Source organism: Micromonospora sp. WMMA1976 (assembly GCF_027497335.1).
Taxonomy (GTDB): Bacteria; Actinomycetota; Actinomycetes; order Mycobacteriales; family Micromonosporaceae; genus Micromonospora; species Micromonospora aurantiaca.
Map to the genome: position 1 here is coordinate 616,235 of NZ_CP114912.1, position 13,971 is coordinate 630,205.

Below are 13,971 nucleotides of genomic sequence, written 5' to 3' on the forward strand. Positions count from 1 at the left end.
GGAGGGTGGCAGTGCCGGACATCTTGCCGACGACCTGGGTCGGGACGACCGCGAAACAGATCGCCCGGGCGGTACGCCGTGGCGACGTCTCCGCCACCCAGGTCGTCGCCGACCACCTGGACCACGTCGCCCGGGTGGATCCCGAGCTGGGCGCGTTCCGCGCGGTGCGCGGCGGTGAGGCGATCACCGAGGCGGAGAAGGTCGACGAGCAGGAGGAACTGGCGAACCTGCCGCTCGCCGGGGTGCCGGTGGCGGTCAAGGAGAACACGCCGGTGGCCGGCCTGCCCACCTGGAACGGGTCGGCCGCGATGCGTACGCCGGTGGCGGAGGCCGACCACGAGGTGGTCCGGCGGCTGCGCGGCGCGGGCGCTGTCATCCTCGGTGTGACCCGGATGCCGGAGCTGGGCCTGTGGGCGCTCACCGACGACGACACCGCTGTCACCCGCAACCCGTGGGATCCGGCGCGTACCCCCGGTGGTTCGTCCGGCGGCGCGGCCGCCGCGGTGGCCGCCGGGCTGGTGCCGATGGCCCACGGCAACGACGGTCTCGGGTCGATCCGCATCCCGGCGGCCTGCTGCGGCCTGGTCGGGCTCAAGCCCGGCCGGGGCGTGGTGCCCTGCCAGCTCGGCGCGGACGACTGGTTCGGCCTCACCGAGCACGGCATGCTGACCAGCACCGTCGCCGACGCGGTGGTGGGTTTCTCGGTGCTGGCCGGCCGCCGGCCGGACAAGCTGGTCCCGCCGGAGCGGCTGCGGGTGGGCGTCTCGCTGCGCTCGCCGGTGCGTGGCGTCTCGCCGGACGCGCCGAACCGGGACGCGGTCGCCGCCGCCGGCCGGCTGCTGGCCGCCGCCGGTCACGACACCGTGCCCGCCGATCCGGTCTACCCGACCCGGCTCGGACTCCAGGGGATCGCCACCTGGTTCGCGGCGGCCGCCGCCGACGTGCGCGCCGCCGGGGTGGCGCCGCGTCAGCTCCAGCGCCGCAGTCGCCGGCACGTCACGCTCGGCGAGTGGGCGCAGCGCCGGGGGTACGTGCGGGAGGCCGACCGGGCCGCCTGGCGCGAACGGTCGGTGCACTTCTTCGCGGACAACTCGATCGACCTGCTGCTCACCCCGGCGCTGGCCGGGCCCCCGCCGGAGGCCGCCGGGTGGTCGGGCCGCTCCTGGCTGGCGAACATGTCGACCAACATCAGGTACGCCCCGTACGCGGCGCCGTGGAACATCGCCGGGCTCCCGTCGATAGTGGTGCCGGTCGGCCGCCGCCCGGACGGCCTGCCGGTGGGCGTGCAGTTCGTCGGCCCGCCCGGCTCCGAACTGCTGTTGCTCGGCGTGGCCGGCCAGTTCGAGATGCAGGCGCCGTGGGCCCGGCACGCACCCGGCTATCCCCGGGTCGGAACGGGGTCGCCGGCCACCGCGTGATCGTCTAGCGTGTGCGCACCCTGTCGCGCACACCACCTCGGACGGTCCCCGATGAACTGCCAGACCTGCGGGGACCCCACGTCCCCGGCCTATGAGGAGTGCCGGCGCTGCGGCACCCGAGTCGGTCAGCCCGCCGTGAGTCCCGGCGTGCCCACGTACGGCGTGCGCGGCCTGGCCGTGGCCGGCGCGTTCGCGGTCGGTGCCGCCACCCTGTGCTACCTGCTCACCGCCCTGTTCCCGCTCGTGGGTGTGCAGATGGCCCGCTCGGCCGCCGGGCAGCTCGACCGGGACGTGCTGCTCGGCGCGGTGCTGGCCGAGGTGCTGTTCTCGCTGCCGTACCTGCTCGCCCTGCTGACCGCCGGGACGCTCGTGGTGATCTGGACCTGGCGGGCGCGCAAGAACCTGGACGCGTTCCCGGGCGCGGTGCCGAACCTGAGCCCGGCGTGGGCCATCGCCGGGTGGCTGGTGCCGCTGGCCAACTTCGTCGTCCCCGCCCGGGTGCTCGCCGACCTGCTCCGCAACAGCGTGTGGCAGCGCCGCCAGTCGTGGCTGGTCGGGGTGTGGTGGGTGAGCTGGCTGGTGTTCCTGATCGGTGACCGGTTCGTCGCGCGGGCCGAGCAGCAGCGCTACGACCGGCTGACCGAGCTGCCCCGCAACGACGCGGAGTTCGCCACGTACGTGCGCTTCTACGAGGACGCGCTCGCACCCCGGCTGGTGCCGGCGGTGGCCTGCCTGGTCGCCGGGATCGCGTTCGTCGTGCTGATCCGCCGGATCTCCGCCGCCCAGCAGGACCGGCTCTCCCGGGCCGTGCCCGCGTGGCCCGGCCCGCCGGGCTGGCCCGGTCAGCCCGCCTGGCCCGGCCGACCGGGCCGGCCCGCGCCCGCCGCGCCGATGCCGGTTGCGCCGACGTCGCCGCAGGTTCCGCCTGCCCCGGGTGGCACGATCGGGGCATGACGGAACTGGTCGGCCTCGCCGACGTACAGGCCGCGCGGGAGCTGCTCGCCGGTGTCACTCGTACCACCCCGCTGGAGCCGTCCCGGCCGCTCAGCGCCGCGCTCGGCGGGCCGGTCTGGCTCAAGTGCGAGAACCTCCAGCGCGCCGGGTCGTACAAGGTGCGCGGCGCGTACGTGCGGATCTCCCGGCTCTCGGCCGAGGAGCGGGCCCGCGGTGTGGTCGCGGCGAGCGCCGGCAACCACGCCCAGGGGGTGGCGCTCGCCGCCGGGCTGGTCGGCGCGCACGCCACCGTCTTCATGCCGGTGAACGCGCCGCTGCCGAAGGTCGCCGCGACGAAGGGGTACGGCGCGCAGATCGAGCTGGTCGGCAACACGGTGGACGAGTCGCTCGTCGCGGCGCAGACGTTCGCCGAGCGGACCGGGGCGGTGTTCATCCACCCGTTCGACCACGCCGACGTCATCGCCGGGCAGGGCACCGTGGCGCTGGAGATCCTCGAACAGTGCCCGGAGGTGCGCACCATCGTGACCGGGGTGGGCGGCGGCGGGCTCGTCTCGGGCATGGCGGTGGCGGCCAAGGCGCTGCGTCCCGACGTACGCGTGATCGGGGTCCAGGCGGCGAGCGCCGCCGCCTTCCCGCCCTCGCTGCGGGCCGGCGAGCCGCTGCGGCTGCCCTCGTTCGCGACGATCGCCGACGGCATCGCCGTGGGCCGTCCGGGCGAGCTGACCTTCACCCATGTCCGCAAGCTGGTCGACGACGTGGTCACGGTCTCGGAGGAGGACATCTCCCGGGCGCTGCTGATGCTGCTGGAACGCGGCAAGCAGGTGGTCGAGCCGGCCGGCGCGGTCGGCGTGGCGGCGCTGCTGGCCGGCGCGGTGGAGGTGACCGCGCCGGTCGTCGCGGTGCTCTCCGGCGGCAACATCGACCCGCTGCTCATGCTCCGGGTGATCGAGCACGGCCTGGCGGCGGCGGGGCGGTTCCTGCGGATCACCGTGCGCTGCACGGACCGGCCCGGCCAGCTCGCCTCCCTGCTCGGCGAGATCGCCGAGCACCGGGCCAACGTGGTGGACGTGGTGCACCAGCGCGCCAACCCGCACCTGCGCCTCGGCGAGGTGGAGGTGGCCCTGTCCGTGGAGACCCGCGGGGTGGAGCACTCGGACACGCTGATCAGCGCGCTGCGGGCCAGCGGCTACCAGGTGGTCTTCACCGGCGAGGGCTGAACCCCGGCGGAACGCGAACGCCCCGGCCGGATGATCCGGTCGGGGCGTTCGGGTGTGCGGCTCGGGTCCGAGGAGGGCCTGTCAGCCTCGGTCGGGTTCGGGACCCGAGCCATCCGGCGCGGGTCCGGAGGGGTCAGCCGCTGTACGGCTCGAAGGAGACGATGGTCACCTTGATATCGGCGCCGCTGGGCGCCGTGTAGGTGCAGGTCTGCCCCGCCTTGCCGCCGAGGATGGCCTTGCCGAGCGCGGACTCGGGGCTGTAGACCGTCAGGTCGGTGGTGGAGGCGATCTCCCGGGAGCCGAGCAGGAAGGTCTCGCTGTCGTCGGCGTCGTCGTCGAAGTAGATCTTCACGACCATGCCCGGCGACACCGCGTCGGTGTCCGGTGCCTCGCCGACCTTGGCGGTGCGCAGCAGCTCCTTGAGGTAGAGAATGCGGCCCTCGGCCTTGCCCTGCTCCTCGCGGGCGGCGTGGTAGCCGCCGTTCTCCCGCAGGTCGCCCTCCTCGCGCCGGGCGTTGATCTCGGCGGCGATGACCGGCCGGTTGGCGATCAGCTCGTCGAGCTCGGCCTGCAGACGGTCGTAGGCGTCCTGGGACAGCCAGGTGGCGGGCGCCTCGTTTCCATTTGTGGACACAGGCGGTCTCCTCGATTGGTGCGGACTGGCTGACAGGTGAACTTGCAAGGCTACCAGTGCGGGTCGCGTCGAGGTGTGATCAATCACCCCGGGTGCCGGCGGCGGGACCGGGGTGCGGTGGCCGGCGACTCGCCGGCGGCCCGGCTCAGCCGGCGGGCCGGCAGCGCAGGACCTCGCCGATGAACGGCCGGGCGCTCGTGGGCACCTCCTGCCGGGTCCGGATGTGGCGCTGGCCGGGCTCCGCGGTCACGGTGGCCTCGGCGCTGCCCACCTGGGCCCCGTCGTGGGAGCGGGCCCGCAGCAGACAGGTGGCGGAGCCGCCCGGCGGCACGGTGACCCGGAAGTCGACGATCACCCGGGAGTCGGTGATGTCGGAGTAGCTGATCATCTCGCCCTGGTACTCCGGGTCGCCGTACTGGTAGTAGAGCTTCGCCGCGCCCAGCCCGAGGACGGCGAGCATGACCGTCACCGTCAGGGCGAGCAGGACCGGCCGGCGGCGCCCCGGCTCCCGGCGGCGGCCGTAGCGGCCCGGCGGGAAGACCGGTGCCTTCGCGGCGACTGTGGCGTGCGTCTCGCTCACCGGCGGGTATCTCCTGGCGTTGTTGTCGGCGGCATCGGCAAGAATGGCTAGGTCCATCTTCCCAGCCCGGCGCTGAGTCAAGGATGGCAGGTCGGCCTGGACCGGCGGGCGTGGCCCTGGCCACTCCGGTGGCGGCCCCCCGACCGGCCGTCACGGGGGCTTTCGCGGGCGCGGGGGGAGATTCCGGCAGGTCAGCCGGTCGGCCCGGAGGCCGGTCGGCGGGCACAGACGAGGAGCGCCGAAGGTGGCAGAACAACTGCGTCTCATGGCGGTGCACGCCCATCCCGACGACGAGTCGAGCAAGGGCGCCGCCACCATGGCGAAATACGTCGCCGAGGGGGTGGACGTCCTGGTCGTCACCGCCACCGGTGGCGAGCGGGGCAGTGTGCTCAACCCCAAGATGGACCGCCCCGACGTCTGGGCGAACATCGGTGACATCCGGCGGGCCGAGATGGACGCCGCCCGGGCCATCCTCGGCGTCGAGCAGGCGTGGCTCGGCTTCGTCGACTCCGGGCTGCCCGAGGGCGACCCGCTGCCGCCGCTGCCGGAGGGCTGCTTCGCCCTCCAGGACGTGGACGTCGCCGCCGCGCCGCTGGTGCGCCTGATGCGGCAGTTCCGGCCGCATGTCGTCACCACCTACGACGAGGAGGGCGGCTACCCGCACCCCGACCACATCATGACCCACAAGGTCACCGTGGCGGCGTTCGACGCGGCCGGTGACCCGGACCGCCACCCCGAGCTGGGCGAGCCGTGGCAGCCGCTGAAGCTCTACTACGACGTGGGCTTCTCCCGCGCCAAGATCATGAGCCTGCACGAGGCGGTGCTCGCCGCCGGGCTCGAGTCGCCGTACGGCGAGTGGATGAAGCGCTGGGACGAGCGCCCCGACAAGGGCGCCCGGATCACCACCCGGGTCGAGTGCGCCGACTACTTCCCGGTCCGCGACGACGCGCTGCGCGCGCACGCCACCCAGATCGACCCGGACGGCTTCTGGTTCCAGGTGCCGATGGAACTGCAGAAGCGCGCCTGGCCGACGGAGGACTTCCAACTCGCCCGCTCGCTGGTCGACAGCCCGCTGCCCGAGTCCGACCTGTTCGCCGGCGTACGAGAGGCGTGCCGTGCCCACTGACCCGGCCGGGGTCTACCCTGGTGCTCAGTCGCACATCGGAGGAACACCATGCTGACCACCGTCGAGGTGCTCGCGCAGAACAACTTCGGTGACACCCGTACGGGTGGTCTGGCCGGTCCGATGGGCCTCTTCCTCATCGTCGCGCTGGCCACCGTCACCGTCCTGCTGATCCGCAACATGAACGCCCGGCTGCGCCGGCTGCCCGACCGCTTCCCGCAGCAGGGCACCCCGGGCCGGGCCGATTCCGCAGTCGCCGATCCGACAGACGGGCTCGTCGAGCAGGATTCACCGACGAACGCCCCCAACGGCTCCCAGCAGGGTCGCAACAGCTGAACACCGCGTGAATCACGTCGAAGCCGGTCGTCGCCCCCTGTTGCGGCCACCGGCTTTGGCTTAGCCTTCCGCCGGGGGGACCGTCAGGCCCCGGACCCTGCGCGGAAGGGGGACGCCGATGTCGATGGCAGCACCGGCCCCCGACCATGCCCCGGCCCGACGCGTCGACGGGGCGGCCCCGTGACCACCGAGCCGGCCGACCGTTCCCCCGACCGGATCGGCCTGCGCGGGACACCGGTGGGCGTCGTCCTGCTCACCGTCGCGGTCGCGCTGACCGGTCTGCTCGCCGCCGTGCTGGGCCTCACCGTCCCGTCGCACCTGCCGGCCGACGACTCGCTCCCGGGTGCGGCCCGGTTCGGCATCGCCGCTGCCGCGTTCGCGGTGGCCCAGCTCGCCCGGCTGCGCTTCCGCAGCGCTTCGGGCATGGTGAGCATCACCTGGGGCGAGGCCGCACTCGTGGTCTGCCTCTGGCTGGTGCCTGCCGGCTGGCTCCCGGCCGCCGCCCTGCTGGGCGTGGGCACCTCCTGGACCGTGATGTCGCTGGTCTCCGACCGTCGTCCCGCGCTGGAACTGGTGGGGATCGCCGGTTCGCTCACCGCCGCCACCGCGCTCGCCGCCGCCGTGGCCACCGCGCTCGGCCCGCCGCTGCTCGCCGCGCCCACGCCGGAGCTGGCGCTCACGCTCAGCGCCGCCGCGGTGACGTACCTGCTCACCACAGCCTTCCTGGGTGCTGTCACGCTCGCCCTGCGGCACGGCATCGCGATCGGGCCGCCGCTGCTCGCCGCGTTGCGCGGCAAGCTGCTCATGTTCGTCGGCAACGTGGCGGTCGGCCTGGTGGTCGTCGCGCTGCTCGAACTCGACGCGCGCTGGCTGCTGCTCCTGCCGCCGCCGCTGTGGCTGCTCCAGCAGACGTACCGCCACCGGCTCCGCGCCGACCAGGAGCGGCGTACGTGGCGGGCGTTCGCCGAGGCCACCGCCGCACTCAACCAGCTCGACGAGCGCGGCGTGGCGACCGCGGCGGTGACCGGCGCGCTCACCCTGTTCGGCGCGGAACTGGTCGAGGTCGACGTGGCCCGGGGCGAGGGCCGCTGGCGCCGCTACCGGGCCGACCGCGGCGGGCAGGTACGCGACCGGGAGGTGGAACCGTCGGCCGGCGCCGAGGCGGGGGAGCACGAGCTGGTGCGCCGCCTCGTGGTTGGCTCCGCCGACGTCGGCCGCCTGCGGGTGCGCTTCGCCCGGTCCGCCCCGCCGAGCGCCCGGGAACGCGACGGCGTGGCGGCCTTCGGGGACGCGCTGGCCGCCGCCCTGCACGACGCCGCCACGCACCGGGAGCTGCGGCTGGTCACCGCCCGCTCGTCGTACGACGCGGTGCACGACCAGCTCACCGGGCTGCTCAACCGGGCGGCGCTGCTCGCCAAGGGGGACCAGGCGCTGCGGCAGCGCGCCCACGACCACCCGGTGGCACTGCTGCTGCTCGACGTGAACCAGTTCAAGGAGGTCAACGACACGCTCGGGCACTCGGCGGGCGACCAGCTGCTGCGGCTCACCTCCAACCGGCTCGCCGCGCTGACCCGGCCGGGTGACCTGCTCGGGCGCCTCGGCGGCGACGAGTTCGCGCTGCTGCTGACCTCGGTGCCGCTGGTCGAGGAGCGGACCGCCCCGCTGGCGTACGCGCTGCGCCAGGCCCGGGAGGTCGCCGAGCGCCTCGCCGCGCCGACCGAGGTGGCGGGGGTGCGGATGTCCGTCGAGGTGGCGGTGGGCGTCGTGGTGGCCGACGCGGGCGCGGCCGACCTGACCGAGTTGCTGCGGCGCGCCGACATCGCCATGTACCAGGCGAAGGAGGGCGGCGGCAGCGTCGCCGCGTACGACAGCTCCCGCGACGCGGCGAGCACCGACCACCTGGCGCTGCTCGCGGAGATGCGGGAGGCGCTGGCCGCCGACGACCAGCTGGTGCTCGCGTTGCAGCCGGCGGTGGACCTGGCGACCGGCGCGCCGACCGGGGTGGAGGCGCTGATCCGGTGGCGGCATCCGCGCCGGGGCTGGCTCGGCCCGGCCGACTTCATCCGCCCGGTGGAGAACAGCGAGCAGCTCGGCAGCTTCACCCGGTACGTGCTGGACAAGGCGCTGGCGGTCGCCGCCGGGTGGGCGCGGGACGGGCTGGACATCCCGATCTCGGTGAACCTGTCCGCGCGCAGCCTGCTCGACCCGCGGCTGCCCGCGGAGATCGACGAGGCACTGCGCCGTCACCAGGTGCCGCCGCACCGGCTGGTCCTGGAGATCACCGAGACGGTGGTGATGAGTGAGCTGGAGGTCATCGACGAGGTGCTGGCCACGCTGCGGGGCATGGGCGTGCAGCTCGCCGTGGACGACTTCGGCACCGGGTTCTCGTCGCTGACGTTCCTCACCCGGATCGCGGTGGACGAGTTGAAGGTGGACCGCTCGTTCGTGCTCCGGATGGCTGACTCGCCGGAGGCGGCGGCGATCGTCCGGACCACAGTGGGGCTGGCCCACGAGCTGGGGCTGCGGGTGGTGGCCGAGGGCGTGGAGACGGCCGAGCAGCGCACCGCGCTGGCCGAGCTGGGCTGTACCGCCGCCCAGGGCTACCACTTCTTCAAGCCGATGCCGGCCGACAAGATCTCCGCGGTGCTCGGATCACTGCGCGACGCCGCCCGCGGCAACGTCTTCCCGCTGCGCGCGGACGGCGCCTCCTGACCCGTCCGTCCGCCGTGGACGGGGCAGCGGAGAACGCCCGGCCGGTCCTACGCTGCTGGCACGGCGGGTGCGGCAGGCGTACCCGCTGACGTCCACACGGGGAGGACGACGATGAGACGTTCCTGGCGACGGATTCTGCTCGCCTCGACCTTGGCGCTGACCACCGGCGCTGCCGGCCTGGTCATGTCCGCGCCGGCTCAGGCCCGGCCGGCGGAGTCCTGGTCGTTCGCCGTGACCGGCGAGCCGGGTGATCCGATCACCGCCGGCAACTCCTACTCCTACAGCTCCGCGGCACCGACGCCCGGCGACGAGATGAACGCGTGGGGCCACGACCAGCAGCACTTCGGGATGGAGTTCTGGAGCGACGCCGACAACACCTGGCGTCTGGGCATCTCCGCCCCGGCCGGTCAGACGCTGAAGGCGGGTGACACCTACCAGAACGTCAGCCAGCCGGTCTACGGGAGCGACGCGGCCAGCCTGCAGCTCTACAACGGCGGATGGGGGCGCTCCTGCGCGCAGAGCATCGGTTCGTTCACGGTCCTGCACGCCGACTGGGGCCCGTTCGACTACGTCGAGCGCTTCGACGCCACCTTCGAGATCCGGTGCGAGGGCGCGACCGGCGGCCTGCGGGGCGAGATCCACATCGGCAACCCGCCGCCGCTGCCGGCACTCGACGTCACACTGACCGTCGACCCGGTGGCGACGGTGGACAACAAGGGCATCGCCACCGTCCGCGGTTCGATCACCTGCACCCGGGCGGACTCCTTCTCCATCGCGGGCGAGCTGGTCCAGGAGCAGAAGAAGGCGGGCATGGTGCGCGGCTACTTCTCACCCCACATCCCGTGCGTTCCGGGCCAGGTGGTGCCCTGGTCGGCCACCACCTACCCGGCCGACGTCAAGTTCCAGCGCGGCACCGCCCAGGCGGTCAGCGAGATCCTGGTCCGCGACTTCGAGTACTGGAACGAGTTCACCGTGCGGGACACCTCGACGCTCACCCTGACCCGGTGAGAGGGCGGCCGGGCCGGGACCACGACCCCGGCCCGGCCGCCGCACTCGCGCCGCACCGGCTCCGCGCGCTCGCTAAGGTCGGGTGGTGAACCGACTCGCCGAGGCCACGTCGCCCTACCTGCTCCAGCACGCCGACAACCCGGTCGACTGGTGGCCCTGGTGCGACGAGGCGTTCGCCGAGGCGAAACGGCGCGACGTGCCGGTTCTGATCTCGGTCGGCTACGCGGCCTGCCACTGGTGCCACGTGATGGCCCACGAGTCGTTCGAGAACGAGGCAGTGGCCCGGCTGATGAACGACGACTTCGTCTGCGTCAAGGTCGACCGCGAGGAGCGTCCCGACGTCGACGCGGTCTACATGACCGCCACCCAGGCGATGACCGGGCAGGGCGGCTGGCCGATGACCGTCTTCGCCACGCCGGACGGCACCCCGTTCTTCTGCGGCACGTACTTCCCCCGCGCCAACTTCATCCGGCTGCTCGGCTCGGTCGCCACCGCCTGGCGCGACCAGCGCGAGGCCGTGCTGCGGCAGGGCGCCGCCGTGGTCGAGGCGATCGGCGGCGCGCAGGCAGTCGGTGGCGTGACGGCCCCGCTCACCGCCGATCTGCTCGACGCCGCCGCGAGCCGGCTCGCCGGGGAGTACGACGAGACGAACGGCGGTTTCGGCGGCGCACCGAAGTTCCCGCCGCACATGAACCTGCTCTTCCTGCTCCGGCACCACCAGCGCACCGGCTCGGCGCGCAGCCTGGAGATCGCCCGGCACACCTGCGAGGCGATGGCCCGCGGCGGCCTCAACGACCAGCTCGCCGGTGGGTTCGCCCGCTACTCGGTGGACGGCCACTGGACCGTGCCGCACTTCGAGAAGATGCTCTACGACAACGCGCTGCTGCTGCGGGTCTACACCCAGATGTGGCGGCTCACCGGCGACCGGCTGGCCCGCCGGGTGGCCCGCGACACCGCCCGGTTCCTCGCCGACGAGCTGCACCGCGCCGGTGAGGGCTTCGCCTCCGCGCTCGACGCGGACACCGAGGGCGTCGAGGGGCTCACCTACGTCTGGACGCCCGGCCAGCTCGTCGAGGTGCTGGGGGCCGACGACGGCCGGTTCGCCGCGGACCTGTTCGGGGTGACCGCCGACGGCACGTTCGAGCACGGCACCAGCGTGCTGCGGCTGGCCCGGGACGTCGACGACGCCGACCCGGCGGTGCGGGCCCGCTGGCAGGACGTGGTGGGCCGGCTGCTGGCCGCCCGCGACACCCGCCCCCAGCCGGCCCGCGACGACAAGGTGGTGGCCGCGTGGAACGGGCTCGCGATCACCGCCATCGCGGAGTTCCAGCAGGTCGCCGCGCTGCTCGTGTCGCCCGACGACGAGGACGCGAACCTGATGGACGGCGTGCTGATCGTCTCCGACGGCGCGATGCGGGACGCCGCCGAGCACCTGGCCACCGTGCACCTGGTGGACGGCCGGCTGCGCCGGGTCTCCCGGGACAAGGTCGTGGGTCAGCCGGCCGGGGTGCTGGAGGACTACGGCTGCGTCGCCGAGGCGTTCTGCGCGATGCACCAGCTCACCGGCGAGGGGCGGTGGCTGACGCTGGCCGGTGAGCTGCTCGACGTGGCGCTGGCCCGGTTCGCCGGCCCGGACGGCGCGTTCTACGACACCGCCGACGACGCCGAGCGCCTGGTCACCCGGCCCGCCGACCCGACCGACAACGCGACCCCGTCGGGCCGGTCGGCGATCGTCGCGGCGCTCGTTGCGTACGCGGCGCTGACAGGCGAGACCCGCTACCGGGAGGCGGCCGAGAAGACGCTGTCGACGGTCGCGCCGATCGTCGACCGGCACGCCCGGTTCACCGGGTACGCGGCAACCGTCGGCGAGGCGCTGTTGTCCGGGCCGTACGAGATCGCGGTGGCGACCGGCGACCCGGAGGGCGACCCGCTGGTGGCCGCGGCGCGGCGTCACGCCCCGCCCGGCGCGGTGGTGGTGGCCGGCGCCCCGGACCAGCCCGGCGTGCCGCTGCTGGCCGGGCGGCCGTTCGTCGACGGGAAGCCCGCCGCCTACGTCTGCCGGGGCTTCGTCTGCCAGCGGCCGGTGACCGGCGTCGAGGAGCTGATCGCGCAGCTCGGCTGAGCGGAGTGGGCCGGACCGCCCTCACGGTCCGGCCCGGCACCGGCCCTTATAGGCTGGCGGCGCTATGGACTCCCGTACCGGTCTCCCCGTCGTGGGCATGGTGGGTGGCGGCCAGCTGGCCCGGATGACCCACCAGGCCGCCATCGCTCTCGGCCAGTCGCTGCGCGTGCTGGCGCTCGCCCCGGACGACGGTGCCGCGCTGGTCGCCGCCGACGTCCAGTACGGCGACCACACCGACCTGGCCGCGCTGCGGACGTTCGCCAAGGGCTGCGACGTGGTCACCTTCGACCACGAGCACGTCCCCAACGAGCACATCCGCGCCCTGACCGACGAGGGCGTGAAGCTGTTCCCGCCGGCCGAGGCGCTGGTGCACGCGCAGGACAAGCGGGTGATGCGGGAACGGCTCGGTGAGCTGGGCGCGCCGAACCCGGCCTGGCGTCCGGTCGAGTCCCCGGCCGACCTGATCGCCTTCGGCGAGGAGACCGGCTGGCCGGTGGTGCTCAAGGCCGCCCGTGGCGGCTACGACGGGCGCGGCGTCTGGATGGTCGACGACGCCGGTCAGGCCGGTGAGCTGGCCGCCACGCTGCTCGCCGGTGGAACCCCGCTGCTGGTCGAGGAGCGGGTGGCGCTGCGCCGGGAACTGGCCGTGCAGGTCGCGCGTTCGCCGTTCGGGCAGGTCGCCGCGTACCCGGTGGTGGAGACGGTGCAGCGCGACGGCATCTGCGTCGAGGTGCTGGCGCCCGCGCCCGACCTGCCGGAGGAGCAGGCCGTGGCCGCGCAACAGCTCGCCATCGACCTGGCGACGGCGCTCGGCGTGGTCGGCCTGCTCGCGGTGGAACTGTTCGACACGCCGTCCGGGCTGGTCGTCAACGAGCTGGCGATGCGGCCGCACAACTCCGGGCACTGGACCATCGAGGGGGCCCGGACCTCGCAGTTCGAGCAGCACCTGCGGGCGGTGCTCGACTACCCGATGGGGGACACGTCGCTGACCGCGCCGGTCGTGGTGATGGCGAACGTGCTCGGCGGCGAGCCGGGCGGCATCTCCATCGACGAGCGGCTGCACCACCTGTTCGCCGCCGAGCCCGGGGCCAAGGTCCACCTGTACGGCAAGCAGGTCCGCCCGGGCCGCAAGATCGGGCACGTCACGGTGCTCGGCAACGACCTTGAAGACGTACGGGCCCGGGCCGCGCGCGCCGCCCGCTGGCTCCAGGAGGGGCACTGATGAGCACCGTCGGGCTGATCATGGGCAGCGACTCGGACTGGCCGGTCATGAAGGCCGCCGCCGAGGCGCTCGACGAGTTCGGCGTGCCGTACGAGGTGGGTGTGGTCTCGGCGCACCGCACCCCGGTCAAGATGATCGAGTACGGCCGGGCCGCCGCCGACCGTGGCGTGCAGGTGATCATCGCGGGCGCGGGCGGGGCGGCTCACCTGCCCGGCATGGTCGCCTCGGTCACCCCGCTGCCGGTGATCGGCGTCCCGGTGCCGTTGAAGTACCTCGACGGCATGGACTCGCTGCTGTCGATCGTGCAGATGCCGGCCGGCGTGCCGGTCGCCACCGTGTCGATCGGCAACGCCCGCAACGCCGGCCTGCTCGCGGTACGCATCCTGGGCGCCTCGGATCCGGTGCTGCGCGACAGGATGGCCGCCTACCAGGCGAGCCTGGAGGACCTGGTCGCGGAGAAGGACGCCGCACTGCGCGCCTCCCTGATCTGACCGTCTCGTCACTCTCTGTTCCACAGGCGCCCGGTCGCTCAGCGTGACCGGCCGGGTCGACGGGTGTCTGTGCCCTCCGCCGACTTTGCTCTGCAGCCATCGGCGCAGCATGGCCCTGACCTGCGCTCCGACCTCGCGCCGCCAAACGGCTCGG

General features: G+C 73.8%; 12 protein-coding genes. 10 read left to right on the forward strand and 2 right to left on the reverse strand.

What is annotated here, in order from left to right:
- Positions 1–5: 5 nt before the first annotated feature.
- The 3 genes from O7546_RS03060 (at position 6) to ilvA (ending at position 3,589) form a co-directional block, all read left to right on the forward strand.
- A complete protein-coding gene (locus O7546_RS03060; RefSeq protein WP_194798527.1) occupies positions 6–1,418 on the forward strand; it encodes an amidase family protein in 1,413 nt (470 codons plus the stop codon).
- Positions 1,419–1,565: 147 nt separating this feature from the next.
- Positions 1,566–2,372 carry a DUF4328 domain-containing protein gene (locus tag O7546_RS03065; RefSeq protein ID WP_281600428.1) on the forward strand — a complete coding sequence of 269 codons (807 nt, stop codon included), beginning with the start codon at positions 1,566–1,568 and terminating at the stop codon, positions 2,370–2,372.
- Positions 2,369–3,589, forward strand: a complete 1,221-nt coding sequence (ilvA, locus tag O7546_RS03070; protein WP_194798525.1) for a threonine ammonia-lyase — start codon at positions 2,369–2,371, stop codon at positions 3,587–3,589. Before O7546_RS03065 ends, ilvA begins: the two co-directional genes overlap by 4 nt.
- 133 nt (positions 3,590–3,722) lie before the next feature.
- Here ilvA and greA read toward each other — a convergent pair whose 3' ends face one another.
- Positions 3,723–4,223: a transcription elongation factor GreA gene (gene greA / locus O7546_RS03075; protein WP_013284133.1), complete on the reverse strand. Its 501-nt coding sequence runs from the start codon at positions 4,221–4,223 to the stop codon at positions 3,723–3,725.
- 145 nt (positions 4,224–4,368) lie between these two features.
- Positions 4,369–4,803, reverse strand: a complete 435-nt coding sequence (locus tag O7546_RS03080; RefSeq protein WP_194798524.1) for a DUF4307 domain-containing protein — start codon at positions 4,801–4,803, stop codon at positions 4,369–4,371.
- A gap of 244 nt (positions 4,804–5,047) precedes the next feature.
- On the opposite strand from O7546_RS03080, the gene mca reads away from it, so the two are divergent.
- The 7 genes from mca (at position 5,048) to purE (ending at position 13,817) form a co-directional block, all read left to right on the forward strand.
- On the forward strand, positions 5,048–5,929 hold the full coding sequence (mca, locus tag O7546_RS03085; RefSeq protein ID WP_135243394.1) for a mycothiol conjugate amidase Mca: 882 nt from the start codon (positions 5,048–5,050) through the stop codon (positions 5,927–5,929).
- 48 nt (positions 5,930–5,977) lie between these two features.
- Positions 5,978–6,262, forward strand: coding sequence for a hypothetical protein (locus O7546_RS03090; RefSeq protein ID WP_194798523.1), 285 nt, complete (start codon positions 5,978–5,980; stop codon positions 6,260–6,262).
- A 216-nt stretch (positions 6,263–6,478) separates the two neighbouring features.
- On the forward strand, positions 6,479–8,974 hold the full coding sequence (locus tag O7546_RS03095) for a bifunctional diguanylate cyclase/phosphodiesterase (RefSeq protein WP_194798951.1): 2,496 nt from the start codon (positions 6,479–6,481) through the stop codon (positions 8,972–8,974).
- A 111-nt stretch (positions 8,975–9,085) separates the two neighbouring features.
- The gene (locus O7546_RS03100; RefSeq protein ID WP_194798522.1) at positions 9,086–9,982 is read left to right on the forward strand and encodes a hypothetical protein; all 897 of its coding nucleotides are present in this window, start codon (positions 9,086–9,088) and stop codon (positions 9,980–9,982) included.
- Positions 9,983–10,067: 85 nt separating this feature from the next.
- The gene (locus O7546_RS03105; RefSeq protein WP_269696154.1) at positions 10,068–12,104 is read left to right on the forward strand and encodes a thioredoxin domain-containing protein; all 2,037 of its coding nucleotides are present in this window, start codon (positions 10,068–10,070) and stop codon (positions 12,102–12,104) included.
- A gap of 64 nt (positions 12,105–12,168) precedes the next feature.
- Entirely contained in the window at positions 12,169–13,326 is a 1,158-nt protein-coding gene (locus tag O7546_RS03110) for a 5-(carboxyamino)imidazole ribonucleotide synthase (RefSeq protein ID WP_194798520.1), read from the forward strand.
- Positions 13,326–13,817: a 5-(carboxyamino)imidazole ribonucleotide mutase gene (gene purE / locus O7546_RS03115; protein WP_194798519.1), complete on the forward strand. Its 492-nt coding sequence runs from the start codon at positions 13,326–13,328 to the stop codon at positions 13,815–13,817. The genes O7546_RS03110 and purE overlap by 1 nt, the downstream gene beginning before the upstream one ends.
- Positions 13,818–13,971 lie beyond the last annotated feature (154 nt).

Excerpts from the sequence above, each read along its gene's own strand:
- ilvA (WP_194798525.1), top strand. The coding sequence starts at position 2,369 with ATGACGGAACTGGTCGGCCTCGCCGACGTACAGGCCGCGCGGGAGCTG.
- O7546_RS03090 (WP_194798523.1), top strand. The coding sequence starts at position 5,978 with ATGCTGACCACCGTCGAGGTGCTCGCGCAGAACAACTTCGGTGACACC.
- O7546_RS03100 (WP_194798522.1), top strand. The coding sequence starts at position 9,086 with ATGAGACGTTCCTGGCGACGGATTCTGCTCGCCTCGACCTTGGCGCTG.
- O7546_RS03110 (WP_194798520.1), top strand. The coding sequence starts at position 12,169 with ATGGACTCCCGTACCGGTCTCCCCGTCGTGGGCATGGTGGGTGGCGGC.
- purE (WP_194798519.1), top strand. The coding sequence starts at position 13,326 with ATGAGCACCGTCGGGCTGATCATGGGCAGCGACTCGGACTGGCCGGTC.